The sequence below is a fragment of the Curtobacterium sp. MCBD17_023 genome (assembly GCF_003224415.1).
GTDB lineage: Bacteria > Actinomycetota > Actinomycetes > Actinomycetales > Microbacteriaceae > Curtobacterium.
Window position 1 is genome coordinate 25,259 of record NZ_QKLJ01000008.1, and the last position, 26,329, is coordinate 51,587.

Genomic DNA, 26,329 nt, shown 5'->3' on the forward strand with positions numbered 1-26,329 from the left:
CCGTTCCCGTCAGTTCAGCGCGAACCAGATCTGGTACATCCGGTACACCATGACCGCGGCGGTGAACGCACCGGCGCCGAGCACGACGGTGCTCCAGCGCGTGCGGTCGATGAGGGCCCAGACGATGGTGGCGGGCGGTACCAGGACCACCGAGACGGCGTAGACCCAGAACTCGAGCACGTTGCCCTGCGGCGGGTTGCCGACGGCCGGGGCGATGAGCGCCACCACGAACTGGACCAGGAGCAGGAGCTCGACGAGGGCCAGTGCGCCGACGGTGGCGTCGTCCGGCTTCCGGCCGACGAGGCCGAGGACGACGGCCGCCACCCCGATGACGCAGGCGATCGCGAACTGCACCCACATGAACCACTCGATCACGCGTTCGCTCCTGCCGCTGTGGGGAAGTTCGTGATGACGCGGAGCTGTCCGCGGCGGACGGCGACGAGCCCGACGAGTCGGTCCCCACCGGTGGCGATGGCGGCCACGGGTCCCTCCGAGTCCGGGTGCTCGACGCTGATCCGCTTGCCGTCACCCAGGTCCTTCGCCTGGTGCCCGTCCAGCTGCACGACCGGGAAGAGTCGCCGTGCCACGTCCGCCGGTCGGGCGAGCGCCCCGTGGACGTCCACGGCGTCGTCCTCGAGGTCGACGGCGTCGTCGACCGTGAAGGGACCGACGACGGTCCGACGGAGCGCGGTGAGGTGTGCGCCGGTGCCGAGCGTGACGCCGACGTCACGGGCGAGTGCCCGGATGTAGGTGCCGGACGAGCAGGACACGACGACGTCGAGGTCGATGACGGGGACGTCGGCTCCGTCGACCGACACGACCCGGTCGACTCGGCCGAGGACCTCGAACCGGTCGACGGTCACGCGCCGGGCGCGGAGTGTGACCGCTTCACCCTTGCGGGCCAGGTCGTAGGCCCGGCGCCCGTCGACCTTGATGGCGCTGACGGTGGACGGGACCTGGTCGATCGGACCGCGGAGCGCGGCGACGGCGGCCTCGATCGCCTGGTCCGAGACGCTGTCCGCAGCCGCACCGACTGACGACACCGGCTCGCCGTCGGCGTCGTCCGAGTCGGTGCCGACACCGAGCCGGATCGTCGCCGTGTAGGTCTTGCCGAGTCCGACCAGGTGCGTCAGGAGCCGGGTGGAGGGGCCGACGCCGAGCAGGAGCAGCCCGGTCGCCATCGGGTCGAGGGTGCCGGCGTGGCCGATCTTCTTGAGGCCGAGTCGTCGGCGGGCGATCGAGACCACGCGGTGGCTCGAGATGCCCTGCGGCTTGTCGACGAGGATGATGCCGTCGGGCGGGGTCACGAGCACCGCAGCAGCGTAGCAGCGGGACCGGCCGCCGTCGCGTCCGCTCGGCCCGACGTGCGGCCCGGACGGCCCACCGGTCGCGGCGGGCTCAGCAGGCGTCGTTCCACTCGCGCCGCGGGTGCTCGGGGTCGGTCACGTCGAGCACGGCCGATGCGGCGATCTTCACGTCCGCTCGGCGCTCGAGCCGCCCGGCCTCCTGCTCCACCCAGAGGGACCAGCGCCACAGCGACCGTGTCCCCGGCGCGAGGAGCCCGGCTCCGTGCACGACGAGCACGCCGTCGCCCGCGCCGGTGGTCCGGAACGGGGTCACGAGGTCGGCGCGGAGCGTGTCGGCGTCGGTCGAGGGAGCAGCGGCCGCCATCGCGTGGACGCCGTGCCGCTCGAAGCCGGCGACGAGTGCAGCCGCCACACGTTCGAGGTCGAGGCCGTCCTGTCCGTCGACGGCGACCACGGTGCGGTTCGTCCCGACCTGCGCGATCACCTCGCTCGCGATCGCGGCCATCGTGTCGGTCTCCTGCGGTGCCCAGCGTGCCATGCCACCACCGTAGGCTGTCGTGGTGAACGCGGGCCGAGCCTCCAGTCCGTCGGTGGACGACACCGGCCTCCACACGCGATCCGCCTTCCTGTCCCCCGTGCTCGACTGGTTCCGCCGGGAGGCGCGCGACCTGCCCTGGCGGCGGCCCGGGTTCCCGGCATGGGGCACGCTGGTGAGCGAGGTCATGCTGCAGCAGACGCAGGTCGCCCGCGTCGTCCCCCGACTGGAGGCGTGGCTCACGCGCTGGCCGACGCCCGCGGACCTCGCGGCGTCGCCGCCTGCAGAGGCGGTGCGGGCCTGGGACCGGCTCGGGTACCCGCGCCGTGCGCTGGCGCTCCACGCGGCGGCCACCGCCATCGCGGAACGACACGGGAACGTCGTGCCGCGGGACGTCGACGAGCTCCTGGCCCTGCCCGGCATCGGCGACTACACGGCCCGCGCGGTCGCGGTGTTCGCGTACGGCGACCGGCACCCGGTCGTGGACGTGAACGTGCGGCGGGTGCTCGCCCGGGCCGTGCTCGGGCAGGGCGAGCCCGGACCGGCCAAGGCGAAGCAGGACCTGCCGCTCATGGAGTCCGTGCTCCCGGTCGAGCGCGACGCCGCGGCCGCCACGAACGCGGCCGTCATGGAACTCGGGGCGCTCGTGTGCGTCGCCCGGGCGCCGGCGTGCGACGCGTGCCCGATCGCCGACCGCTGCGCCTGGCGGGCCGCCGGGTACCCGGACCACGACGGCCCACGCGCACCGAAGCAGGCGCGCTTCGCCGGCAGCGACCGTCAGGTGCGGGGCCTGCTCATGGCGGAACTGCGCGCCAGCGACGTGCCGGTCACGACGGACGAGATCGCGCTGGTCTGGCCGGACGCCGAGCAGCGGGACCGGGCGCTCGCCTCGCTGCTGCGCGACGGACTGGCCGAGGGCGACGATGCCGAGGGGTACCGGCTGCCACGTGGCTGAGACGCACGGAGCGCCCGCCACCGACCGGTGACGGGCGCTCCGTGTGCCGATGCGGTCAGCTCCGCGCGGCGTCCGACTCGTCGTCGTCCGACGCCTCGTCGTCCGACGCGTCGTCGTCCTCGTCCTCGTCCTCGTCCTCGTCCTCGTCGTGCTTGTACGGGTCGGCCTCGCCGGCGTACGTGGCGCCGACCGCCGCGGCCTTGACCTGCTGGTCGCGCATCTGCGCCTGCGCGAGCAGGTCCTCGAGGTGCGCCGAGGTGTCGGGCAGGGCGTCGGCGATGAACTCGAGCGACGGCGTCAGCCGGGCCGTGATGTTCTTGCCGACCTCGGTCCGGAGCATGCCGGTCGCGGCCTTGAGCGCGGCGGCCGAGTCGGCACGCTCCTCGTCCGTGCCGTACACCGTGTAGAAGACGGACGCGTGCTGCAGGTCACCGGTCACCCGGACGTCGGTGATGGTGACGAAGCCGAGTCGCGGGTCCCGCAGGCCCTTGTCGAGCCGACGAGCGACGACTTCCTTGATGCGGTCCGCCATCTTGCGTGCGCGCTGCGGATCAGCCATGGGTTCCTCCTTGCGGAACGGGGTGAGGCCCCGCCCCTCCGGTCGGAGAGGCGGGGCCCAGGGTACTCAGTGCGATCAGTCGCGCGGCTTCTCGACGAGCTCGGTGGTCTCGATCTCGTCGCCGACCTGGATGTCGTTGAACTTGCCCAGACCGATACCGGCTTCGAAGTCCGTCCGGACCTCGGTGACGTCGTCCTTGAAGCGACGCAGGGACTCGATGGCGAGCCCGTCCGCGACCACGACGCCGTCACGGATGACGCGCGCCTTGGCGTTGCGCGTGATCGTGCCGGACCGGACGATGACACCGGCGATGTTGCCGAACTTGGAGGAACGGAACACCTCGCGGATCTCCGCGACACCCGACTGGACCTCTTCGTACTCGGGCTTGAGCATGCCCTTGAGCGAGTTCTCGATGTCCTCGAGTGCGTTGTAGATGACCGAGTAGAAGCGCACGTCGATGCCTTCACGGGCAGCGCGCTCGCGGGCCTTGACGTCCGGACGGACGTTGAAGCCGACGACGATCGCGTTGTCGATCGTGGCGAGGTCGATGTCCGACTCCGTGATCGCACCCACACCGCGGTGCAGGATGCGCAGCTGGACACTGTCGTCCACCTCGATGTCGAGGAGCGACTGCTCGAGTGCCTCGACGGCACCGGAGACGTCACCCTTGATGATGAGGTTGAGCGAGTCGACCTTGCCCTCTTCGAGTGCACGGGTGAAGTCCTCGAGCGAGATGCGCTTGCGGGCCTTGGCCAGCTGGGCGTTGCGCTGTGCGGCTTCACGCTTCTCGGCGATCTGACGAGCGGTGCGGTCGTCCTCGGTGACGAGGAACGTGTCACCGGCGCGCGGCACCGACGACAGACCCTGCACCTGGACCGGACGGGCCGGCGTCGCGGCGTCGACCGCGTTGCCGTTCTCGTCCGCCATCGCACGGACACGGCCGTACGCCGTGCCGGCGACGATCGCGTCACCGACGTGCAGCGTGCCGGACTGGATGAGGACGGTCGCCACCGCACCGCGGCCTTTGTCGAGCCGTGCTTCGATCGCGACGCCTCGGGCGTCCTTGTCGGGGTTGGCACGCAGGTCGAGCCCGGCGTCAGCGGTCAGCAGCACCGCGTCCAGGAGGTCCTGGATGCCGATGTTGTTGCGCGCGGAGACGTCGACGAACATGACGTCGCCGCCGTACTCCTCGGCCACCAGGTTGTACTCGGTGAGCTGCTGGCGGACCTTCGCCGGGTTGGCGCCGTCCTTGTCGATCTTGTTGACCGCGACCACGATCGGCACACCGGCCGACTGCGCGTGGTTCAGCGCCTCGATCGTCTGCGGCATGATGCCGTCGTCCGCCGCGACCACGAGGATCGCGATGTCCGTCACCTGGGCACCACGGGCACGCATGGCCGTGAAGGCCTCGTGACCCGGGGTGTCGATGAAGGTGATCGGGCGCTCGATGCCCTCGTGCTCGGTGACGATCTGGTACGCACCGATGTGCTGCGTGATGCCGCCGGCTTCGCCCTCGACGACCTTCGAGTTCCGGATCGCGTCGAGCAGTCGGGTCTTACCGTGGTCGACGTGACCCATGACGGTGACGACCGGGGGACGCTGCTGCAGGACGGAGTCGTCCTCGTCGGCGTACTCGGCGTCGATGTCGATGTCGAAGCCCTCGAGGAGCTCCTTGTCCTCGTCCTCGGGCGAGACGACCTGGATCTTGTAGCCGAGCTCCTCGCCGAGGACCTCGAAGGTGGCCTCGTCCAGGGACTCGGTCGCGGTCGCCATCTCACCGAGGTGGAACAGCACCGTCACCAGGTTGCCGGGGCTCGCGTCGATCTTGTCCGCGAAGTCCGAGATGCTCGCACCGCGACGGAGGCGGATGACCGTGTTGCCGTCACCGCGCGGGACCTGCACGCCGCCGAGCGACGGCGCCTGCCGCATCTCGTACTCGGCGCGCTTCGTCCGCTTCGACTTGCGGGCACGGCTCTTGCCGCCACCACGACCGAACGCACCAGCGGTACCACCGCCGGGGCCACGACCACGGCCGCCACCACCTGCGGGGCGCGGACCCGTGAACGCGGGACGGGCGAAGCCGCCACCGGCGCCGGCACCGGCACCACCGGGACGGTTGAACCCGCCACCGGCGCCACCACGACCGCCACCGCCCTGACCCGGGCGCTGCCCGAAGCCGTTCGGTCGGTTGTTCTGGCCGGGACCGCCGGGACGCGGGGCACCCGGGCGGGGCGCACCGGGACGCGGCGGCTGGGGACGGGGGATGCCGTTCCCGCCACCCGCACCGGCGGCCGGGCGCTGGCCCATGCCCTGGTTCGAGGCGAACGGGTTGTTGCCGGGGCGCGGCGGACGTGCGCCCATGCCCTGGCTCGACGCGTAGGGGTTGTTGCCGGGACGCGCGCCGGGCTTCGGGCCACCCGGCTTCGGGGCGGCACCGGAGGGCTTCGAGGCACCGGGCTTCACGGCGTCGCTCGGCCCGGAGTCCTTCGGGGCGTCACCGCCCTGCTGGCCCTTCTGCTCGGCGGCCTTCTGCTCCGCGGCGGCCTTGCGGGCGGCCTCGGCCTCGGCCTGGCGCTGCGCGACCGACTTCGGTGCAGCGGGCACCGGCGCGCCGTCGACGGCGGGGGCAGCGGGTGCTGCCTCGACGACGGGCTCGGGCTCGGGGGCGGGTGCCGGACGCTTCGGGCCGGGCTTGGGGCCACCGGGCTTCGGGGCACCGGAACGCGGTGCCGCGGGGGCCTTGGCGGCGGGGGCTGCGGGCGTCGACGACGCGGACGCGCCCTCGGCCTGCAGGGCTGCACGGAGCTTCCGTGCGACGGGGGGCTCGATGCTCGAGCTCGGGCCCTTGACGAACTCGCCGAGCTGCTTGAGCTTCTCGAGTGCGGTCTTGCTGTCGACGCCGAGCTCGCTTGCGATCTCGTGTACGCGTGGTTTAGCCACTGTTCTCCTTCACGGGTCCCACCCCGTCAAGGGGCAGGACTCACTGGATGACGGGTCTCATTTCGAGCCGCTCATCAGTTGTCCATAAGCCGTTCAGCCTGTTCTGTCATGTCCGGGTGCTCGGGTTCCGTGCCGTTCGGGCTCTGCAGCCCGGCGAGGTACTCACGCACCGCGGACGTGTCGGGATCACGCTCCAGCCGGAGCGCACGGCGGAATGCCCTGCGCTTGACGGCCAGTTCGTACGCTTCGACGGTCGGTGTGAGCCATGCCCCCCGGCCCGGCATGACTGCCTTCGGATCCGCCACGACGGAACCGTCGCTCAGGGCGACGACTCGGAGGAGGGAGGATCGGGTTGCACGACGACGACTGCCGATGCACGTTCTGACGGCGTCCACTCTACTCCTTGACTCCGACGACCGCGATCCGGCGCGCCCGAGGCCTCTCGCCACGAGCGAACCGGACCGCGTCGATGGGGATGTCGCTCAGTCGTCGCCGTCGAGGATCGAGTCCGGCTGGATGTCGATCCGGGCGCCGGTGAGCTTCGCGGCGAGGCGGGCGTTCTGCCCTTCCTTGCCGATGGCGAGCGACAGCTGGTAGTCCGGCACGAGGGCCCGGACGGCCTTGGTCGAGGCGTCGAGCACGAACGCGCTCGTCACCTTCGCCGGTGACAGGGCGCTCGCGACGAAGGTCGAGAGGTCCGAGGACCAGTCGACGATGTCGATCTTCTCGGCGCCGAGCTCGTTGGTGACCGAGCGCACGCGGGCTCCGAGCTCGCCGATGCAGGCCCCCTTGGCGTTGACCCCGGGCTCGTTCGCCTTGACCGCCATCTTCGTGCGGTGTCCGGCCTCGCGCGCCAGGGAGGTGATCTCCACGACGCCCGACGCGATCTCGGGGACCTCGAGTGCGAAGAGCTTGCGCACGAGGCCCGGGTGCGTGCGGGAAACGGTGATCTGCGGCCCCTTGTTGCCGCGGCCGACGCTCGTCACGTACACACGGAGTCGCATGCCGTGCGTGTAGGTCTCCCCCGGGACCTGTTCCTCCGGGGGCAGGATCGCCTCGACGGTGCCGAGGTCGACCATGACCATCTTCGGGTTCGGGCCCTGCTGCACGATACCGGCGACGATGTCGCCCTCCTTGCCGCGGAACTCGCCGAGGATCTTGTCGTCGCCGATGTCGCGGAGACGCTGGTTGATGACCTGCTTGGCCGCGAAGGCCGCGATCCGACCGAAGTCGCTCGGCTGGTCCACGGACTCGCCGATGACGTTGTCGTCCTCGTCACGTTCGGGGACGAACACCGAGACCTCGCCGGACTTCCGGTCGAGCTCGACCCGGGCTTGGGCGTCGACGGGTTCGTCGTTCTCGGCGCGGTGCTTCTGGTAGGCGGTCAGGATGGCAGATTCGATGATCTGGACGAGCTCGTCGAACGGGATCTCCCGTTCACGCTCCATGAGTCGCAGGACTGCGAGGTCGATCTTCACCGAGGTGCCTCCGTATTCAGATGAGTCGCTCCCGCGGATGGGACCGCGCGGAAGCCGTCGTCGATCGTACCGCAGGAACGACGCAAGGCCCGTGGCGGATCCGCCACGGGCCTTGCGTCGGGCGTCCGGCTGGACGCTGGCGCTCAGATCGCGCGCACGGCCTCCAGCAGGTCCACGACGGGGACCTCCCGGCGGTCGCCGGTCGCCCGGTCCCAGAGTTCGACGATGCCGTCGGCGGCGTTCCGGCCCGCGACGACGACGACCGGCATGCCGAGCAGCTCGGCGTCCCGGAGCTTCACGCCGGGCGAGACCTTCGGGCGGTCGTCGTACACGACCTCGTACCGTTCCGCCTCGAGCTGCGCGACGATCGACTCGGCCAGGTCGAACGCGGTCGCGTCCTTGCCGGTCGCGACGACGTGCACGTCGAACGGTGCGACGTGCTTCGGCCAGGCCAGGCCCTTCTCGTCGTTGTGCGCCTCGGCCAGGATCGCCAGGATGCGCGTCACGCCGATGCCGTACGAGCCCATCGTGACGGTGGCGAGCTTGCCGTTCTCGTCCTGCACCTTGAGGCCGAGCGCCTCGGCGTACTTGCGCCCGAGCTGGAAGACGTGGCCGATCTCCATGCCGCGGGCGGTCTCGAGCGGGCCGGAACCGTCGGGGGCCGGGTCGCCGGCGCGGACATCGGACACCTCGGCGACACCGTCGGCGACGAAGTCACGCCCGGCGACGAGACCGGAGACGTGCACACCGCGCTCGTTCGCGCCCGTGACCCAGCTCGTGCCGTCGACCACGCGCGGGTCGACGAAGTAGCGCAGGCCGGTCGCGCTGTCGGCGCCGAGGACCTGCGGGCCGATGTAGCCCTTCACCAGGCCGCGGTGCTTCCGGAAGTCGTCGTCACCGGCGGCCTCGACCTCGGCCGGGGCGAACGCGACCTCGGCGCGCTTGAGGTCGACGTCGCGGTCCCCGGGGAGTCCGACGACCACGACCTCGCGCGTGCCGTCCAGGTGCGTCAGTGCGAGCACGACGTTCTTCAGCGTGTCCGCCGCGGTCCAGGGCGCACCGGCACGCGGGGCGACCTCGTTGGCGTGCGCGACGAGCGACTCGATCGTCGGGGTGTCCGCCGCGGGCAGGAGCACGGGCTCCGGGAGCCCCTCGGTCGACCGCGCCTCGGGCACCGGCGTCACGTAGGCCTCGACGTTGGCCGCGTAGCCACCGGCGCTCCGGACGAACGTGTCCTCGCCGACCGCGATCGGGTGCAGGAACTCCTCGGACTTCGACCCGCCCATCGCGCCGGCGTCCGCCTTCACGATGACGTACTCGAGGCCGAGCCGGGTGAAGATCCGCTCGTAGGCGTCGCGCATCACCTGGTAGCTGCGCTCCAGGCCGGCGTCGTCGAGGTCGAACGAGTACGCGTCCTTCATGGTGAACTCGCGCCCACGCAGCAGACCGGCGCGGGGCCTGGCCTCGTCGCGGTACTTGTCCTGGATCTGGAACAGCGTGACCGGCAGGTCCTTGTAGGAGGAGTACAGGTCCTTCACCAGGAGCGCGAACATCTCCTCGTGCGTGGGCGCGAGGAGGTAGTCGGAGCCCTTGCGGTCCTGCAGGCGGAACATGCCGTCGCCGTACTCGGTCCAGCGGTTCGTCGCCTCGTAGGGCTCGCGCGGCAGCAGCGCCGGCAGCAGGACCTCCTGCGCCCCGGCGGCGACCATCTCGTCGCGGATGATGCCCTCGATCTTCGCGCGGACCTTCAGGCCCAGCGGCAGCCAGGCGAAGATGCCCGGCGACTGGCGGCGGACGTAGCCGGCGCGGACGAGCAGCTTGTGGCTCGTCACCTCGGCGTCGGAGGGGTCGTCGCGGAGCGTGCGGAGGAAGAGGTGAGAGAGCCGTGTGACCACGCCGCAAGCCTAGCGGCGCGCGGTCGCGGTCCGCCGCGCCTGTGGACGGGAGGCTCCCCCGCCGCCGGTTCCGGGCCGTGCGTCCGGAACGGGGCCAGGACCTAGGAGGTGACGACGAGCGGCTTGCCGGTGCCCGCCGCCGGTCCCATCTCCGCGGCGAGGCGGTTCGCCTCGTCGATGAGGGTCGCGACGATCTCGGCCTCGGGGACGGTCTTGATGACCTGGCCCTTCACGAAGATCTGCCCCTTGCCGTTACCGGAGGCGACACCGAGGTCAGCCTCACGTGCCTCGCCCGGACCGTTCACGACGCACCCCATGACGGCGACGCGGAGCGGGACGGTCATGCCCTCGAGCCCGGACGTGACGTCGTTCGCGAGCTGGTAGACGTCCACCTGCGCACGGCCACAGCTCGGGCAGGAGACGATCTCGAGCTTGCGCTCGCGGAGGTTGAGCGACTGCAGGATCTGCAGCCCGACCTTCACCTCCTGCGCGGGCGGAGCCGACAGCGACACGCGGATGGTGTCACCGATGCCCTCGCCGAGCAGGATGCCGAACGCGGTGGCGCTCTTGATCGTGCCCTGGAACTCCGGGCCGGCCTCGGTCACGCCGAGGTGCAGCGGCCAGTCGCCGCGCTCCGCGAGCTGCCGGTACGCCTTCACCATGATGATCGGGTCGTTGTGCTTGACCGAGATCTTGAAGTCGTGGAAGTCGTGCTCCTCGAACAGACTGGCCTCCCACACGGCGGACTCGACGAGCGCCTCCGGTGTGGCCTTCCCGTACTTCTGCAGCAGGCTCGGCTCGAGCGACCCGGCGTTGACGCCGATCCGCAGGCTCACACCCGCGTCCTTCGCGGCCTTGGCGATCGCACCGACCTGGTCGTCGAACTTCCGGATGTTGCCCGGGTTCACGCGCACCGCGGCACACCCGGCGTCGATGGCCTGGAAGACGTACTTGGGCTGGAAGTGGATGTCCGCGATCACCGGGATCTGCGACTTCTTCGCGATGATCGGCAGCGCGTCGGCGTCGTCCTGGCTCGGCACGGCCACGCGGACGATGTCGCACCCGGACGCGGTGAGCTCGGCGATCTGCTGGAGGGTCGCGTTGATGTTCGTGGTCGGCGTCGTGGTCATCGACTGCACGGACACCGGGGCGTCACCACCGACCAGGACCTTGCCGACCCGGATCTGCCGGGACTTGCGACGCGGGGCCAGGGTTTCGGGGGCCTTCGGCATTCCGAGGTTCACTGCGGGCACGGTGGGAACTCTACGCGCTCGTCCACGGAACGCGGTGCGGCCTGCTCACAGGGAGTCGACGACGGTGACGAGCGGGGCGTACAGGCGCATCGCATCGAGCGCGCGGGCGTGGTCGTCGTCACTCGCGCCGGCGCACGCCTCGGCCACGACCGTGACGCGGACGCCGGCGTCGGCCGCAGCGAGCGCGGTCGACAGCACACAGCAGTCCGTGGAGACCCCGGTGAGCACGAGGTGCGGCTGCTCCCCCGTCACCCGTCGGAGGTCCGTCCCCCACTTCCCGAAGGTCGGCACGGTGACGACCGGGGCGCCACCCGCCGCGAGTGCTGCGAACGGCTCCGTGAGCGCGTACAACGGGTCGGCGTCGGGAACGAGGGCGAAGGGCCAGTCGCGGTAGTACGGCTGCCACGCGCCGGACGGGTGCTCCGGGGCGACGAACCGGGTGAGCACCGTGCGGTCGCGGAAGCGCGGGAGGAGCCGCTCGACCGCCGCGGACGCCTCGGCGTAGCGCGGTGCCGCCCAGGGGCTGTCACCCGTGAAGACGTGCTGCATGTCGATGACGACGAGCCACGCGTCGGCGGTGTCGGGTGCGTCGGACGTGCCCGTTGCGTCGGCGGCGTCCGGACCGTCGGGAGCCGCTGCGTCCGCGCGTGCTGGTCCGGCCGTCACGGGCGCAGCTCGTCCGCGGGGACGCGGGACACCGGCTCGGTGACGGGCAGCGCCTCCTGGCGGCGGATCGCGCGTCGGCCGAGCAACACCGTCCCGAGGAACCCGACGAGCAGCGCGACGAGGACGCCGAGGTTCGCGTAGGCCCAGGCGCCGTCACGTCCCCCGAGGCCGAACGGGCCGAGCAGGAAGCCCTGCCAGTTGAGCCAGGCCGGGACGCCGTAGGTGTTCGTGACGAGCCCCCACCCGAGCACGGTGCCGACGACCACCAGCGCGATCGCGGTCCAGCGGACGTCGCCGTAGCGGCCGCGCGGGGTGTCGAGCTCGTCCTCCGCGTACGCCCGCCGCCGGAGCAGCACGTCTGCGACGAACACACCGCACCAGGCTGCGACGGGCACACCGAGCGTCACGAGGAAGGCCTGGAACGGCTGGATGAAGCTCGTCGCGAAGAACACCACGTAGACCGCGCCCGCGATCATGAACACCCCGTCGACGCCCGCCGCGACCGGTCGAGGGATCCGCACACCCGCGCTGAGCAGGGCGAGACCCGACGAGTAGATGTCGAGGACGGCACCACCGACGAGACCGAGGATCGCGACCACCGCGAAGGGGACGAGGAACCAGACCGGCAGCAGGGTCGTCAGCGCGCCGATCGGGTCGGCACCGATCGCGGCGTCCAGGTCCGTCGACGAGCCGGCGAGCATGACGCCGATGACGACGAGGACCGCGGGGGCCAGCGCGCCACCGAACGTCGTCCAGCCGACGACGCCGCGCGTCGAGGCGGACCGCGGCAGGTACCGGGAGTAGTCGGCGGCCGCGTTCACCCAGCCGAGCCCGAAGCCGGTCATCACGAGCACCAGGGCGCCGATGACGTTCTGGGCGCTGCCGGACGGCAGGTCGGCGAGGGTCCCGAGGTCGATCGACGGCGCGGCCAACACCACGTAGACCACCGTCAGCACCGCGGTGACCACCGTGATCCACGTCTGCAGGCGCATGATCACGTCGAACCCGGCGATCCCCGCCCCGATGACGAGTGCCGCGACCACCACCAGGGCGACCGCCTTCGTGACGACGCCGTCGTCCCACCCGAGCTCGCGGAACACCGTGGACGTCGCGAGGACCGCCAGCGAGGCGAGGGCGGTCTCCCACCCGACGGTGAGGACCCAGCTGAGGAAGGACGGCAACCGGTTGCCCCGGACGCCGAACGCCGCGCGGCTCAGCACCATCGTCGGGGCGGACCCGCGCTTGCCGGCGATCGCGACGATGCCACAGAGCAGGAACGAGAACACGACGCCGATGACCGACACCACCGTCGCCTGCGCGAGCGAGATGCCGAAGCCGAGGACGAACGAGCCGTAGGCCAGTCCGAGCACCGAGATGTTCGCGGCGAACCACGGCCAGAAGAGACCGCGGGGACGGCCCTTGCGCTCAGCCTCACCGATGACGTCGGTGCCCTGCTGTTCGACGGTCCGGGTCCGCCCGGCGGTCGACGCCTTCGACGGCTCCGGTCGGGCGACGGGTTCTGCGCTCATGCGCGCCAGCGTAGTGGTCCGACGCGCGGCTCCGGCGCTACCCGAACAGGTCCACCGGTCGGACCAGGTCGGCGTAGATGAGCAGCGCGCTCATGCCGGCGAGCAGGACGACCACGACCATCGTGAGCGGCATCGTCTTCGCCAGGTCGATCGGCCCCGGGTCGGCCTTGCCGAAGAGCCGGAAGGCACGGCGCTTGACCGCTTCCCAGATGGCCCCGGCGATGTGCCCGCCGTCCAGTGGGAGGAGCGGCACCATGTTCAGCACGAACAGGCCGATGTTGAGCGAGGCCAGCAGCCCCAGGATCGTGTACACCTTGTCGACCACGGGCACGCCGCTCATCGAGGACACCGTGCCGATCGCCCGGCCGACGCCGACGACCGACACCGGACTGTCCTGGGAGCGTTCCTGCGCCCCGAACGCGGCGTTCCAGACGGCGACGAGCCGCTGCGGCAGGTCGACGATGAGGTGCGCCGAGGCAGCGATCTGTGCGCCGGTCGCGGGGAGCACCGCGGCGGGCGACTGCCGGACGAGTGTCTGTCCGATGCTCACCCCGACGACGCCGACGCGCTCGGTCTTCGTGGTCCCGTCGCTGTCCTTCGCGACCGACCCGTCCTCCGTGTAGACGTCGCGGATGGCGAGCTGCGGGGTGACCTGCAGGGTGCGTTCGGTGCCGTCCCGCTCGACGACCACGGTGACCTGCTCGCCCGCGGAGCGCTGGAAGAGGTCGGAGACCTGGGTGATCGTGGGGTTGCGGCGGCCGTCGACGGCGACCACCACGTCGCCCGCTCGGATGCCGGCCTCCTTCGCCGGGGACACCGCGTCGCCGTCGGCGCAGGTCGTCCGGGCACTCGTCGGCAGGACGCAGTCGACACTCGAGGTGAACGTCGTGGTCGGTGCACCGAACCCGACGAGCAGCACCCCGAACAGCAGGATCCCGATCACCAGGTTCATCGCCGGCCCGGCGACCATCACGATGATCCGCTTCCAGGGGGTGAGCCGGTAGAAGGCCCGGGAGTCGTCGCCGCCGGACTCCGCGATCTGCTCGGCACTCGCGGCCCGGGCGTCCTGCACGAACGCCGAGTACATGCCGGTGTTCGTGATCTCCCGCCCGGAGGCACGCGGCTTGAGCATGCCGACCATGGAGATGTACCCGCCGAGCAGGATCGGCCGGATGCCGTACTCGGTCTCGCCGCGCCGGAAGGACCAGATCGCCTTGCCGAACCCGAGCGAGTACTGGGTCACCTTGACGTTGAAGAGCTTCGCGAAGGCCAGGTGGCCGAGCTCGTGGAGGCCGATCGACACCAGCAGCCCGATGACGAAGACGACGACGCCGAGGACGAAGAGCAGGACGGTTCCGACGGTCACCGGGAAAGGGTACGGGACGCTCGCCATGACGAAAGCCGTGAGCGACCTGGGTGGTGCTGCGTGCCTCCCGGTCGGAGCGACCGACGGGAGGCCCGGCGCGCGTCAGCGGGCGAGGATGCGGTCGGCCTGCTGGCGGGCCCACCGCTCCGCGGCGAGGACGCCGTCGAGCGACGGCTCCCCCGCCGTGTGGTCGTCGACGACCCGCGCCACCGTGTCGACGATGTCGAGGAACCCGATCGCCCCCGCGTGGAAGGCGGCGACGGCCTGCTCGTTGGCGGCGTTGAACACGGCGGGGAAGGTGCCGCCGAGCGAGCCCACCCGCTTGGCGAGGTCGACGGCGCCGAAGGCGGCGGCGTCGAGCGGCTCGAACGTCCACGTGCTCGCGGTCGTCCAGTCCAGCGGCACGCCGACGTGCGGGACCCGGTCGGGCCAGGCGAGGCCGAGGGCGATCGGCAGCCGCATGTCCGGCGGAGACGCCTGCGCGATGGTCGAGCCGTCGACGAACTCCACCATCGAGTGCACGACCGACTGCGCGTGCACGGTGACGTCGATGCGGTCGTAGGGGACGCCGAAGAGCAGGTGCGCCTCGATGACCTCGAGGCCCTTGTTCACCAGGGTCGCCGAGTTCGTGGTCACCACGAGGCCCATGTCCCACGTCGGGTGGGCGAGCGCCTGCGCCGGTGTGACGTCCACGAGGTCGTTCCGCGAGCGCCCGCGGAACGGACCGCCGCTCGCGGTGAGGACGAGCCGACGGACCTCGGCGTCGGTGCCCGATCGGAGCGCCTGGGCGATCGCGGAGTGCTCGCTGTCGACCGGGACGATCTGCCCGGGTGCCGCGGCGGCCTGCACGAGCGGGCCCCCGACGATGAGGCTCTCCTTGTTCGCCAGCGCGAGCGTCGCGCCGGTCTCGAGGACCGCGAGGGTCGGACCGAGCCCGACGGATCCGGTGATCCCGTTGAGCACGACGTCGGCCTCGACGCTGCGGACGAGTCGTTCCGCGTCGGCGGCCCCGAGCGCGGTGTCGCGGACGCCGTACCGGTCGGCCTGCTCGGCGAGGGTGGCGGTGTCCGTGCCCGCGGTCAGCCCGACGAGCTCGAAGCGGTCGGGGTTCCGCTCGATGACGTCGAGCGCCTGCGTGCCGATCGACCCCGTGCTGCCGAGGAGGACGACCCGGCGGCGGCCCGACACCGGGCTCAGCCCTTGGCCAGCAGGTCGACGACGAACACGAGGGTCGCGTTCGCGGGGATGCCCGAGCCCTCCGGCGGGTTGGCGCCGTAGCCGTCCTCCGGCGTGACGACGATCATGACCTGCGAACCGATCTTCTGCCCGACCAGTCCCTTGACGAACCCGGGGATGAGCCCGCTGTTCGAGATCGTGAAGGTGGTCGGCGAGCCCTTCGACCACGAGGAGTCGAACTCCTTGCCGCCCTTGTACGCGACGCCCTTGTACTGCACGAGCGCGGTGTCGCCGTCCTCGATGACGTCACCGTCGCCCTGCTTGATGACCTCAGCCGTGGTCTTCGTGGGTGCGTCGGTGTCCGGGATGGTGATCTCGGGCTCGCCGTCCGCCTTGTCCTCGACCGTGGGGAGCGCCGGGTCCTGGTCCTGCGGCGTGCCGGTCGACTTGGTCGGGGTCTGCTCGACGACGTCCGCGACGACAACGATCGACCCGCTCGTGTTGAAGCCGAGTGCGGCGGCCTGACCGACGACGGCGACGCGGTCACCGACGTGCGCACAGGCGAGGAGGGCGCCGAAGCCGGTGCCGCCCACGGAGAGGACCTGGGGGTTCCCCTGGTCGAAGCCGACGGTCACGAGGTTCTTCGCGTCCTTCGCGTCGTACGCGGAGTACGCGACCTGGACGAAGTCGCCCTCGGCGAGTGCGGCGCCCGTGCCCTTCACGGTGCGGGTCGCCTGCGGCGGGTCGGCGGTGAGGCCGTCGTCGAACGTCACCTTCGGCGCCCGGGAACCACCGACGTCGCCCGTGGCGTCGATCGAGTCCGACGCTCCGCCCGGCTTCGGGCACGACGTGATCGGCGCGGTCGTGGCCTTCGGGGTGGACGATGCGGAGGCCGAGGCGTCCGAGGAGCCGGACCCCGAGCAGGCTGCGAGGCCGAGGATCACGGCGGGCACGAGGGCGATCGGGAGCAGGCGGAGACGCTTCACACGGGTCATCCTGCCGTACCCACCGATGCGTCGGCTCCGAGGACGACGATCTCGGGCTCGTGGTGGACGGGGAACGCGACGGACCGCGCGATGAAGCACAGCCGGTTCGCTTCGGCGTGTGCCGCCCGTGCGTCCGCCACCCGGTCCGCCTCGCGGATCGTCACGAGGGGACGGAGGACCGCACCCGTGAGTTCGCCCGAGCCGTCGCGGTGGAGGTCGAGACCGGCCGTGGCACGGTCCTCGTACGCGACCACCGTGAAGCCCGTGGTCACGGCGACGTGCAGGTAGCTGAGCATGTGGCACTGGCTCAGGGCGGCGAGGACGAGCTCCTCGGGGTTCCACCGGTCGCGGTCCCCGCGGAACGTCGGGTCGGCGCTGCCGGGGACGTCCGGCTTGCCCGCGGCGCTGACGACGTGCTCGCGTCCGTAGTCGCGGTGCCCGCTCGTGCCGGTCCCCCGGTCGCCGGTCCAGTGGACGGAGACCTCGTAGGAGTGGTCGTTCATCGCGGTCCTCTCGTCGTGTGGGTCGTCGGTAGGATCGCGCCATGCGCACGGCCACCAGCACCGACCGTCATCCTCTCACCGCCGACGGCTCGGTCGAACTGGCCGTCCTCGAACGGTCCGGCTTCGACGAGAGCCGTCACGTCGGCGCGGGCGTCGTCGTCGGCGCGGACGGCACCGTGCTCGACGCCGTCGGCGACGTGGGCGCCAGCATCTACCCCCGTTCGACGATGAAGCCCCTGCAGGCGCTGGCGGTCCGACGTGCCGGGGCGCTCTTCTCGGGCGCGGAGCTGGTGATGACGACGGCGAGTCACGCCGGGACACCGTCCCACCAGTCCCTCGCGATGCGGATGCTCGAGCGCTTCGACCACGTCGAGGAGGACCTCGGGTGCCCGCCCGACCTGCCGTTCGACCGGGACACCGCCCGGAGCATGACGGGTCCCCGTCGGCTGGCGATGAACTGCTCGGGCAAGCACGCCGGCATGCTCGCCGCGTGCCGGGTGCACGGGTGGGACGAGGCGACGTACCTCGACATCGAGCACCCGCTGCAGCAGGCGGTCCGGAGCACGGTGGAGGACGCCACCGGCGAGGTCGTCGACGTCGTCGGGACCGACGGCTGCGGCGCACCGGTGTTCCCGCTCACCCTCACCGGACTGGCGCGGGGCATCGCCGGGGTCGTGGCGCGTGCTGACGAGGACTCCGCCGCCCTGACCGACGCGGTCCTGGCGGATCCGTGGGCGATCGACGGCGTCGGGCGGGCGAACACCGTCACCATCGAACGACTCGGTCTCCTCGCGAAGCTCGGGGCGGAGGGCGTCATGGTGATGGGTGTGCCGGGCGGGCCGGCCGTCGCCGTCAAGGTGCTCGACGGAGCCCTCCGTGCCGGGACGCTCGCGGCCCTGACGCTGCTCGTCCGCAACGACCTGGTCGACGCCGTCGCCGCGGACGAGGTGCTGCAGGCGACCGGCGAGCGTGTCCTCGGTGGCGGTCTGCCGGTCGGCGCGGTCCGCGTCGGAGCGGGTCTCCGCTGAACTGACCGGGGGCGACGAGACCGGCCCTCCGGACGCACCGGGCCGGATGGACACGTCCCGGACCCGACCGGGGAAGCCGACGCCCTCTCGGTCCCCCACCCGGGCCCGCTGTGGTCGTCGGCGAGGGACGAGCGCTCGTCCGCGGAGAGCACGAGGAGCGGCAGCGTCGGCATGATGACCGTCCCGACGTCGTCGTCCTCGGCGGTGTCCGCGGTGCCCCCGGCCCGGTGTCTCCCGGTCAGCCGGCACCCGTAGCGCGTCACCTCCACGACGGCACCCGTCCGGCGCGGGGTGGCCGCGAGCCCGGGGACCAGGACGACGGTCCCGAGCAGGGCACCGTCGTCGTCGACCGCCGCCGCCGCCGCGTGCCCCTCGGGGAGCCCGGCGCGGACGGTGCGGCGGCCGAGCACGCCCGTGTCCGCCGCGACACGGAGCTCTGCGCCGGGCACGTCCGGTCCGGCGCGCGGCACGAGGCTCTCGAGCTGGTCAACGAGGGCTTCGAAGACGGCGCGGGCCAGCGCGCCGCGACCACGCACGACGACTCCGCCGGCAGCGTCGACCGTGACGATCCGGCCCGCGGGGTCCCGCCCGGCGACCAGTTCCCCACCCGGTGTCGGCGGGAACGCGCAGACGTCCGCGTCTGGCCCGGTCTCGCCGCACCGGTCGTCCGCGGGACCGGCCGCCGATGCCTCGCCGCCGCACCGGTCGTCCGCGGGACCGGCAGCCGGGCCTGGCGGGACGACGACCGTCGGTGCTCGCGGAGAACCGTCAGCCGGTCGCGCCGCGAGACCGAGCACCGCGACGACGGCCGCCGCCACGAGCAGCACCGTCCGGTCGTCGCCGGTGGACACGACGGCCCAGACCGTCACGAGGATGGCGACGGCCAAGGCGACGCTCCGAGCGGTCCGCGGGTCCATGCACCCATCGCACCGCACCTGACCGTTGCGCGGTGCTCGCTCCGGGCCGCTGTGGAGAACCGGCGCGGAGCAGGTCGGTCGTGGACGAGCGGTCCCGACACGGGTCGGTGCTGCGCGCGCACCGGCCCGACCTCACTGGACGAGGAAGAACTGCTCCCCGATGTCGACGCGTGCGCCGCGCTCGACGCGGTACCGCCGTCCGGGCTCGCACCGCCGGATCGACCCGTCGATGTGCCGGATCATCGTGCCGTTGCCCGAGTAGCGGTCGGAGACCCAGAGGTCGTCACCGTCCCGCCCGAGTTCCAGGTGGGTCTTCGAGACGGACTTGCCCGGGTCGCGGATCGTCAGCAGGCCGTCGAACTGCTCGTCGGCTTCGGGGCGCGGGAGTCGGCCGAGCAGTGCGGACCCGTGCACGCCGAGGCGCTCGCCCGTGCTGAAGTGCAGCAGGAACGGAGCCTGCGCGGGTGCGCGGGACACGATCCGGGTCTCCTCGACGTCCTCGTCCGGGCCCGCGTCGTGGTCCGTCGGAACGGCGGCACCGGTCGCCTCGGTCCCGCCGGACCGCGGCTGGGCGACCGGCGGGAGCGGGGCGGCGACCAGCGGGAGCGGGGCGGCGACCGGCGGGACGGGAGCACCGTCGGTCGTGAGCCGGGGGCTCGTGCCGGGCAGGGCCTCCGCGCCGGGTCGGTCGGCACGGTCGACGGACCGCGCACTGACCGACTCATCGGGTTGTACGTCGGACGCTCCAGCCGAACGGGCCGCACCGCGGTCGTCGGCGGCGTCGCCCGGCACGACGTCCGTCGTCCCGTGGGTCCCGGCCTGGCCGGCGCCGTCATCGTGACCAGCGCAGTCATCGTGACCAGCGCCGTCGTCGTGACCAGCGGCGCCGTCGTCGTGCGCGTCGTCGGAGGTGGAGGAGGGGCGACCAGCCGCATCCGAGTCCGCGGCGGCAGGGGCTCGCGGGGTGCTCGTGCTCACCGGACCGCTGTCCGGACCGCGGTCGTCGAGCTCCTCGTGGCCGTCGCGACCCGCCGACGCGTCCCGGTCGTCGGACGGGTCGACAGCACCGGAGGCATCGGGTGTCTCGGCGCCGTCGCGCCCACCAGGGGCGACGTCGTCCCGGCCGTCCGCGTCCGGACCGCTGCGGGCGGCGTCGTCGTCCGCGTCGGGGAGCTCGCCGGAGTCCGCGTCCGGCAGTCCGTCCGACTCCTCGGTCAGGTCGTGGGCGTCGGAGACGGCGCTGCGGAGGGCGTCCTCGTCGGCGGCCCAGTCCGGGCGGGCGAGCGGGAGGGGCATCACCGGCCCCGTGAAGGCGGCGGTCACGGCGGGGCGGACCGATCCGCACTCCTCACAGAAGATGTCGTCCGGCTCGAGGGTGTGGCCGCAGACGTGGCAGACCGTGCTCTGGCTGCCCGGGGCGACGAGCGGTGTGGGGCGCGGAGCCCGGCGCTCGGCCGGCAGCTGGAAGACCGCGGTGTCGCCCGGCCGCGGCGCATCGTCCGTCCGCTGCACGCCCGCGTCGTCGCCGGTCCCCCCGGGAGTCGTCTGCTCGCTCGTCGCCTCGGCGGACGGGGCGCGACCGATCCACCAGGACGGTCCGGTCGGAGGGGCGGCGGGCGTCGACGGCGGTGACCAGACCGGCTCGACGACGGCCGACCCGGCCCCTGTCGACGGGGGCGTGTCCCCCTGGTCCGCCGCTCCGCGCTCGTCCCAGGCGTCGGCGCGCTGGACCTCCGGGTCGTCCTGCGGCGCGAGCGTCTCGGCGGGGAAGGCATCGGGGTCGAGCGTCGGTTCGACGGGTTCCGCTCCGGGACCCTCGGTCGAGCGTCCGGTCCAGTCGCCGAGACCGGTTCCGGAACCGTGCACGTGCGACGGCGCGCTCCGCGGGGCGAGGTCGTCCGCTGCGGGAGTGCCCCGATCGACGGAGGCGTCCGCCTGCCCGGAGCCCGCTCGCGGGGAGCCGGGAGCGTCGTGGTCCTGGTGCTCCGTCCCGGTCCGGTCCTGGCGACCCGCCGTCGTGGCGTCCGCGACCGGGGACGCGCCGTGGTCGGCACCGGTCAGCCATGCGCGCGTGGCCGGGTCGAGGGTGGACTCGGGCAGCCAGCCGTCGGCAGCGGGATCGACCCCGCGTCCGGGGACGCCGGGCTGCTGCAACGGGGGTGGGGTGCCACGGTCGACGGCTTCCGCGGGTGCGGTGCGACGCGCTGCCGAGGTCGTGACGGCTCGTCCGCACTCACCGCAGAAGATCGCTCCGTCCGGGAGCGTCGATCCGCAGTGTTCGCATCTGATCACAGGGTGCCTCTGTCCTCGTCCGACCGTCCGTCAGGTGGTTCCGGCCTCCCGACATCGTAGTCACCGCCGCTCCGAGCGCCCTCCGCTCGTCCGGAGTCAGCGGACCCAGCGGCCGGAGCGGAGTGAACGCACCGAGACGGCGGCGCGGAACCGCTCCCGTCGCGTCCGCCCGGACCGCAGCTCGGCCACGGCCGCGTCGGTCGCGTCCCACATCCGGTCCGCCGTCCGGTCGTCGACGTCCGACGGCCCGAAGACCGCCCGGTCCGCCAGGGCCGAGAGGCCGGTCGCGGCGTCACCCGGTGCTGCCACCGCGACCTCGCGCCGGGTGGCGGTGGCGGCGACCGCGTGACCGTGGTCGAGCAGGGCGTCCCGGTACTCGTCCCAGGCGCCGACGACCCGGGCCCGCGCGGCCGGGGCACGGCGGCGACGCCGACGGCGGAGGCGCTTCAGGACGAGCACGACGAGGACCGGCAGGAGCACGAGCGCCGCGACCCCGAGCACGCCCAGTGCCCACGGCAGCACCGCGAGGAGCAGCTGCAGCCAGAACGGACGCGCGGGCGGGGCGTCCGGGTCGGCCTGCGGCGGCGTCTGCTGCTCCTGCACCTGGGGTTCCGCGGGCGGCGGCGGGACGATGGTCTCGGGACGGGTGACGGGCTGCGGCGTCTGGTCGGACTCCTCGGGGATCTCCCGGACGACGGGGTTCGGGTCGAGCAGGACCCACCCGTACTCGGCCGTGTCCACCTCGATGCGTGCCGTGACGTCACTCCCCCGGAACGTCGTGCGGCCACCGGCACCGGTGGCGGGCGTCGTCCCGGAGTCACCGCCCGCCGTGAACCCCATGACGACCCGCGCCGGGAAGCCGATCTGCTGCGCCATGAGCGCGGCCGCGACGGCGTACTGCTCCTGGTCCCCCACCACGGGCTGGCCGGTGAGCAGCTCCTCGATGCGGTCGGCCCCGTGCCCGGACCGGCTCGCGCGGTCGTCGCCGACGCCGTGGCTCACGTACCCGGTGCGGGCCAGGGCCGAGAGCGCTGCGACGAGTCGGGCCCCGTCGGACGCGCCGGGCTCGGACACGGCCTGCACGGCGTCCCGGACCGCGTCCGGCACGGCCCGTGGCGTCGGCACCGAGGCCGTCCCGGGGCGGGCCGCCGTGAGTTGGCGCTCGGACGGCTGGGCGGGCAGGACCGCGGAGAGCGTGTAGCGGGTGCCCGCGGAGACGCCGCCGACGAGCGCACCCGTGCTGGTCGCGCGGTCGTAGAAGAACCCGGTGCGGTCCCGGTCCGCGGTGCGTCCCTGGAAGGTCACCGTCTCGAGGTCGCCGACGGTGGGCAGCCAGACGTCCCGGTACCCGTCGACCGTGACGCCCACCCTGACGCGCGTGCCGCGGACACCGGACACGTCGACCGAGGTCGGGACGCGCTCGAACGTCCCGGACGCGGTGGCGCCGTCCGGGCCACCCACGCGGTAGACGACGCCGTCGTAGGTGTCGAGGGTCGCGATCCGGACGAAGCCGCCGCGCGGCAGGCCGGTGACGGTGAGCTGCGGGACGTCGACCTGGTCGTCCTCCTGGTAGGCGCGGAAGCCGCTCAGCGGGCTGACGTGGTCGCGCGGGTCGAACGGCCGCACGACGTCGGTCCGTGCCACGGTCCGGCCCGTCGACGGCGGGACGAGGAGCCCGAGCCCGGTCGCGACGAGGGCCGCCGCCGCGATCGTCGCGGTCCCGACGAGCGCCGGCCGCACGACCGCCCGGAGCACCGGGACGGGCTGGCCGACGGTCTCGGCGACCGTCGTGGCCCGCCGGACGTGCCGGACGCTGAGCGCCCAGACCAGTGCGGCACCCACGAGCGCGACCGCCAGGGCGACCGAGGTGGCCAACCGGGTCGGTCCGACCGCCACCCCCGCGGCGAAGACCACGAGCGGTGCCAGCCCCGCCGCCTCCGGACGGGAGGCCCGGGTCGCGACCGTCACGCCCACCACCGTCGCGAGGAGGGCCGTCACGAAGTACGGCACGAGCAGCGCCTCGTAGGACCCGACCGGCAGGCTGACGGTCACGAGCTGCCGCCACCCGAGCGCGACGCCGGCGAGGAGGTCCACGACGCCCGGTCCGGTCGGGAGGACCCCGTCCGCGCGGTCCGGGACGGCCGCGGGCACCCCGGTGACGACGAAGCCGACGACGGTGAGCACCGCGACCGCGGCCGCCGGCAGCCGGAGGACGAGGCCGAGGAGCGCCACGAGGGTCCCGACCACCACGGCCGTCGTGCCGGCGACGACCATCGCGCCGTCGCGGTGCACGGGCCACCAGGCGACGCTCGCCAGGGCGACGAGGACCCAGACGGCCGCGGTGCCCGCGACGAGGCGCCCGACGGGACGACGACGACGCGCCGGCGGTCGACGTTCGGCGCCGCGGGGCCGTTCGCGGAGGGGCGTCGTCGTCATGCGGCAGCCGACCGGTGCAGCGCGTGCCGGAGGTCCTCGAGGTACCCGATCGTCAGCACGGTCAGTCCGGCGACCCGGACCGAGCGCGGGACGGCCTCGGGCTCGCACACGACGGCGACGACCTCGACCCCGACCGGGAACCGCGTCGCCGCGAGGCGGAGGGCGGGCAGGCCGACCGCGCTGCCGACGACCAGGAAGGCGACCGAGATGCCTGCCGCGTCCCGCCCGACGAGTCGCGCGACCTCGGCGACCGGCAGGCATGCCTCGGCGAGGCCGACGCTCGCGAAGGCGTCGAGCAGCCGCGTCGGCGTGACGGTCGGCAGTGACTCGAGCGCGTACACCGGGCGCTTCGCGAACTCGGGGGTGCGTTCGGACACCACGACGGTGACCTCTCGGCCGTCCCGGACCGCTCGAGTGCCGAGCGAGGCGGCGGCGCTGACGGCCAGCTCGAACTCGTCCTCGTCGCGGTACTCGGTGTCCGAGACCCCGAGGGCGACGACGAGGTGCGACCGACGCGTGTCCTCGAACTGCCGCACCATGAACGCGCCGGTCTTCGCCGTCGACTTCCAGTGGATGGTGCGCGGGTCGTCTCCGGGCATGTACTCGCGGACGGCGTGGAAGGCGATGTCGGCCGGGGACAGGTCGTTCGTCGCCTGCCCCTCGAGGTCCCGCACCAGGCCGGTGCTCGTGGAGGGGATCGCGACCGTGCGCGGGTGGACGATGACCTGTTCCTGCTCGGCCCAGACGAGCTCCCGTCGGACGAGCCCGACCGGGTCGGCACGGACGCCGGTGACGGGACCGACGTCGAGGACACCGCGGCGCATGGTCGGCACCGGCACCCGGCGGACGTGGGTCCCGTGCGGCGCGACGACCGGCACCGCCACGTCGACGAGCCCGTTGCCGACCGGCAGTTCGAGCGTCGTGGGCACGGACGGGAGGCGCGTGGGGTTCTCGGCGGTGACGGTCACCTCGGCGGGGTCGCCGACCGCGACGCGGTGCTGCGGGAGGGTCATGCCCACGACGAGGCGCGACCGCCCGACGAGCGCCACCGCCGCCACGACGGCGAGGACCGCGCCGGCCCACCCGACGACGACGACCTCGCGGAGGCCGAACCGGTACCCGACGACGAACGCGACGACGGTCAGTGCGAGCACGGTCCAGCCGAGCCCGGTGACGACGGCGGCGACCTCGTCCCGGACACGCGTGACGAGCCTCCCGGCCGTGCGCCACACGCGGACGACACCGACGACCGCCTCGGCGGCGACGCCGTCGCGGTCACCGACCAGACGGGTCCGGACGTTCGTCATGCCGGCGACCGTCCCGGTGCGACCGTCGACCGTGGCACGACGCGACCGCGTCGCGGACGGGCGACGCGAGCGCGTGGCGACGGGCCGGCGGTCGGTCACCGCGGCGTCCGGTCCGCGGGCGGCGGCGTCTCGACGAGGATCTGTCCGATGACGCTCGACGCGCTGACGCCGTCGAACTCCGCCTCGGCGTCCAGGACGAGGCGGTGGGCGAGCACCGGCTCGGCCAACGCCTTGACGTCGTCCGGTGTGACGTAGTGGCGCCCCTGCACCGCGGCGTAGACGCGTGCGGCGCGGACGAGGCCCATGGCACCGCGGACGCTGACGCCGAGTCGGACCTCGCCTGCGGCGCGGGTCGCGTCGACCAGACGAGCGACGTAGTCGGCGATGACCGGGTCGACGTGCACGGTGCGGGCGAGCGCGGCGAGTTCGGTGACGCTGGCGGCGGGGACGACGCTCGCGAGCGGGACGGCGGCGGACGGCGCCGAGGACGTCTCGAGGATGCGGACGGTCGCAGCGTGGTCCGGGTAGCCGATCGAGGTCTTCATGAGGAAGCGGTCGAGCTGCGCCTCGGGGAGCCGGTACGTGCCGGCCTGCTCGACCGGGTTCTGCGTGGCGATCACCATGAACGGCGCGCCGAGGCGGTGGCTGACGCCGTCGACCGTGACGGCGGACTCCTCCATCGCCTCGAGGAGTGCGGACTGGGTCTTCGGGCTGGCGCGGTTGATCTCGTCCGCGAGGACGACGTTGGCGAAGACGGGCCCGCGGTGGAACTCGAACTCCTGCGCGCGCTGGTCGTAGACGCTGATGCCGGTGATGTCGCCGGGCAGCAGGTCGGGCGTGAACTGGATGCGGCTCGTCACGCCCTGCACGCTCTGCGCGAGGGCTCGGGCGAGGCTCGTCTTGCCGGTGCCCGGGACGTCCTCGAGCAGCAGGTGCCCCTCGCTGAGCATCGCGGTGACCGCCAGGCGGATCACGAAGGCCTTGCCGAGGAGCACCTGCTCGACGTTCGTCACGATGCGGGCGGCGACGTCGGCGAAGCGGGTGGCCTGCTCCGGGGTCATGGTCATGCGGGTCGTTCCTCGTCGGGTCGGGCGGGGTGCGGGCTGGCGGAGTGCGGGCTGGCGGAGTGCGGGCTGGCGGGGTGCGGACTGGCGGAGTGCGGTTGGCGGGGTGCTGCGGGCCGGGTCGGTGGGGTCTGGGT

The 26,329-nt window shown here is 72.9% G+C and carries 21 protein-coding genes and 1 pseudogene; 2 read left to right on the forward strand and 20 right to left on the reverse strand.

From position 1 onward, the window contains the following. Positions 1-9: 9 nt before the first annotated feature. The 3 genes from DEI84_RS10655 to DEI84_RS10665 form a co-directional block, all read right to left on the reverse strand. On the reverse strand, positions 10-375 hold the full coding sequence (locus DEI84_RS10655) for a hypothetical protein (RefSeq protein ID WP_110825082.1): 366 nt from the start codon (positions 373-375) through the stop codon (positions 10-12). Further along, on the reverse strand, positions 372-1,313 hold the full coding sequence (truB, locus tag DEI84_RS10660) for a tRNA pseudouridine(55) synthase TruB (protein ID WP_110890814.1): 942 nt from the start codon (positions 1,311-1,313) through the stop codon (positions 372-374). Before truB ends, DEI84_RS10655 begins: the two co-directional genes overlap by 4 nt. Positions 1,314-1,398: 85 nt before the next feature. Beyond that, positions 1,399-1,845, reverse strand: coding sequence for a hypothetical protein (locus tag DEI84_RS10665; protein ID WP_110858047.1), 447 nt, complete (start codon positions 1,843-1,845; stop codon positions 1,399-1,401). A 52-nt stretch (positions 1,846-1,897) separates the two neighbouring features. Between DEI84_RS10665 and DEI84_RS10670 the strand changes: the two genes are divergently transcribed. Continuing rightward, positions 1,898-2,797 (forward strand): A/G-specific adenine glycosylase, encoded by a 900-nt coding sequence (locus DEI84_RS10670; protein WP_110825085.1) that lies wholly within the window; start codon positions 1,898-1,900, stop codon positions 2,795-2,797. A gap of 55 nt (positions 2,798-2,852) precedes the next feature. Here the strand turns inward: DEI84_RS10670 and rbfA are convergent, their stop codons facing one another. The 12 genes from rbfA to DEI84_RS10730 form a co-directional block, all read right to left on the reverse strand. Continuing rightward, the gene (gene rbfA, locus DEI84_RS10675) at positions 2,853-3,356 is read right to left on the reverse strand and encodes a 30S ribosome-binding factor RbfA (RefSeq protein WP_110890815.1); all 504 of its coding nucleotides are present in this window, start codon (positions 3,354-3,356) and stop codon (positions 2,853-2,855) included. Positions 3,357-3,431: 75 nt separating this feature from the next. Beyond that, positions 3,432-6,296, reverse strand: a complete 2,865-nt coding sequence (gene infB, locus DEI84_RS10680) for a translation initiation factor IF-2 (protein WP_110825087.1) — start codon at positions 6,294-6,296, stop codon at positions 3,432-3,434. 74 nt (positions 6,297-6,370) lie between these two features. Next, entirely contained in the window at positions 6,371-6,745 is a 375-nt protein-coding gene (locus DEI84_RS10685; RefSeq protein WP_309146387.1) for a YlxR family protein, read from the reverse strand. Positions 6,746-6,778: 33 nt separating this feature from the next. Further along, positions 6,779-7,774, reverse strand: a complete 996-nt coding sequence (gene nusA / locus DEI84_RS10690) for a transcription termination factor NusA (RefSeq protein ID WP_110825089.1) — start codon at positions 7,772-7,774, stop codon at positions 6,779-6,781. 143 nt (positions 7,775-7,917) lie between these two features. Next, positions 7,918-9,669: a proline--tRNA ligase gene (locus tag DEI84_RS10695; protein WP_110890816.1), complete on the reverse strand. Its 1,752-nt coding sequence runs from the start codon at positions 9,667-9,669 to the stop codon at positions 7,918-7,920. Between the two features lie 101 nt (positions 9,670-9,770). Beyond that, the gene (gene ispG / locus DEI84_RS10700; RefSeq protein ID WP_110825091.1) at positions 9,771-10,901 is read right to left on the reverse strand and encodes a flavodoxin-dependent (E)-4-hydroxy-3-methylbut-2-enyl-diphosphate synthase; all 1,131 of its coding nucleotides are present in this window, start codon (positions 10,899-10,901) and stop codon (positions 9,771-9,773) included. A gap of 66 nt (positions 10,902-10,967) precedes the next feature. Further along, entirely contained in the window at positions 10,968-11,588 is a 621-nt protein-coding gene (locus DEI84_RS10705; RefSeq protein ID WP_309146388.1) for a cysteine hydrolase, read from the reverse strand. Further along, a complete protein-coding gene (locus DEI84_RS10710; protein ID WP_110890817.1) occupies positions 11,585-13,117 on the reverse strand; it encodes a cytosine permease in 1,533 nt (510 codons plus the stop codon). Before DEI84_RS10710 ends, DEI84_RS10705 begins: the two co-directional genes overlap by 4 nt. 37 nt (positions 13,118-13,154) lie before the next feature. After that, positions 13,155-14,483, reverse strand: coding sequence for an RIP metalloprotease (locus tag DEI84_RS10715; protein WP_181420423.1), 1,329 nt, complete (start codon positions 14,481-14,483; stop codon positions 13,155-13,157). A 102-nt stretch (positions 14,484-14,585) separates the two neighbouring features. Then, the gene (locus DEI84_RS10720; RefSeq protein WP_110890819.1) at positions 14,586-15,671 is read right to left on the reverse strand and encodes a 1-deoxy-D-xylulose-5-phosphate reductoisomerase; all 1,086 of its coding nucleotides are present in this window, start codon (positions 15,669-15,671) and stop codon (positions 14,586-14,588) included. Between the two features lie 5 nt (positions 15,672-15,676). Further along, positions 15,677-16,645 (reverse strand): FKBP-type peptidyl-prolyl cis-trans isomerase, encoded by a 969-nt coding sequence (locus DEI84_RS10725; protein ID WP_110890820.1) that lies wholly within the window; start codon positions 16,643-16,645, stop codon positions 15,677-15,679. A gap of 5 nt (positions 16,646-16,650) precedes the next feature. Next, entirely contained in the window at positions 16,651-17,148 is a 498-nt protein-coding gene (locus tag DEI84_RS10730; RefSeq protein WP_110890821.1) for an OsmC family protein, read from the reverse strand. Positions 17,149-17,189: 41 nt separating this feature from the next. On the opposite strand from DEI84_RS10730, the gene DEI84_RS10735 reads away from it, so the two are divergent. Then, positions 17,190-18,176, forward strand: a complete 987-nt coding sequence (locus DEI84_RS10735) for an asparaginase (RefSeq protein ID WP_110890822.1) — start codon at positions 17,190-17,192, stop codon at positions 18,174-18,176. A 1,049-nt stretch (positions 18,177-19,225) separates the two neighbouring features. On the opposite strand, the gene DEI84_RS10740 is transcribed toward DEI84_RS10735, so the two are convergent. The 5 genes and pseudogenes from DEI84_RS10740 to DEI84_RS10755 form a co-directional block, all read right to left on the reverse strand. Further along, the gene (locus DEI84_RS10740; protein ID WP_220032892.1) at positions 19,226-21,247 is read right to left on the reverse strand and encodes an FHA domain-containing protein; all 2,022 of its coding nucleotides are present in this window, start codon (positions 21,245-21,247) and stop codon (positions 19,226-19,228) included. A gap of 69 nt (positions 21,248-21,316) precedes the next feature. Further along, a pseudogene (locus DEI84_RS16095) lies at positions 21,317-21,385 on the reverse strand (zinc-ribbon domain-containing protein); the annotation flags it as partial. A gap of 96 nt (positions 21,386-21,481) precedes the next feature. Then, positions 21,482-23,821: a transglutaminase-like domain-containing protein gene (locus tag DEI84_RS10745; RefSeq protein WP_110890824.1), complete on the reverse strand. Its 2,340-nt coding sequence runs from the start codon at positions 23,819-23,821 to the stop codon at positions 21,482-21,484. After that, complete coding sequence (locus DEI84_RS10750; protein WP_110890844.1) at positions 23,818-25,128, reverse strand: DUF58 domain-containing protein; 1,311 nt, start codon at positions 25,126-25,128, stop codon at positions 23,818-23,820. Before DEI84_RS10750 ends, DEI84_RS10745 begins: the two co-directional genes overlap by 4 nt. A 95-nt stretch (positions 25,129-25,223) precedes the next feature. Further along, positions 25,224-26,195 carry a MoxR family ATPase gene (locus DEI84_RS10755; RefSeq protein WP_110825101.1) on the reverse strand — a complete coding sequence of 324 codons (972 nt, stop codon included), beginning with the start codon at positions 26,193-26,195 and terminating at the stop codon, positions 25,224-25,226. Between the last annotated feature and the right edge of the window lie 134 nt (positions 26,196-26,329).

Excerpts from the sequence above, each read along its gene's own strand:
- DEI84_RS10665 (WP_110858047.1), bottom strand. The coding sequence starts at position 1,845 with ATGGCACGCTGGGCACCGCAGGAGACCGACACGATGGCCGCGATCGCG.
- DEI84_RS10710 (WP_110890817.1), bottom strand. The coding sequence starts at position 13,117 with ATGAGCGCAGAACCCGTCGCCCGACCGGAGCCGTCGAAGGCGTCGACC.
- DEI84_RS10735 (WP_110890822.1), top strand. The coding sequence starts at position 17,190 with ATGCGCACGGCCACCAGCACCGACCGTCATCCTCTCACCGCCGACGGC.
- DEI84_RS10745 (WP_110890824.1), bottom strand. The coding sequence starts at position 23,821 with ATGACGACGACGCCCCTCCGCGAACGGCCCCGCGGCGCCGAACGTCGA.
- rbfA (WP_110890815.1), bottom strand. The coding sequence starts at position 3,356 with ATGGCTGATCCGCAGCGCGCACGCAAGATGGCGGACCGCATCAAGGAA.
- ispG (WP_110825091.1), bottom strand. The coding sequence starts at position 10,901 with ATGCCGAAGGCCCCCGAAACCCTGGCCCCGCGTCGCAAGTCCCGGCAG.
- DEI84_RS10730 (WP_110890821.1), bottom strand. The coding sequence starts at position 17,148 with ATGAACGACCACTCCTACGAGGTCTCCGTCCACTGGACCGGCGACCGG.
- DEI84_RS10755 (WP_110825101.1), bottom strand. The coding sequence starts at position 26,195 with ATGACCATGACCCCGGAGCAGGCCACCCGCTTCGCCGACGTCGCCGCC.
- DEI84_RS10750 (WP_110890844.1), bottom strand. The coding sequence starts at position 25,128 with ATGACGAACGTCCGGACCCGTCTGGTCGGTGACCGCGACGGCGTCGCC.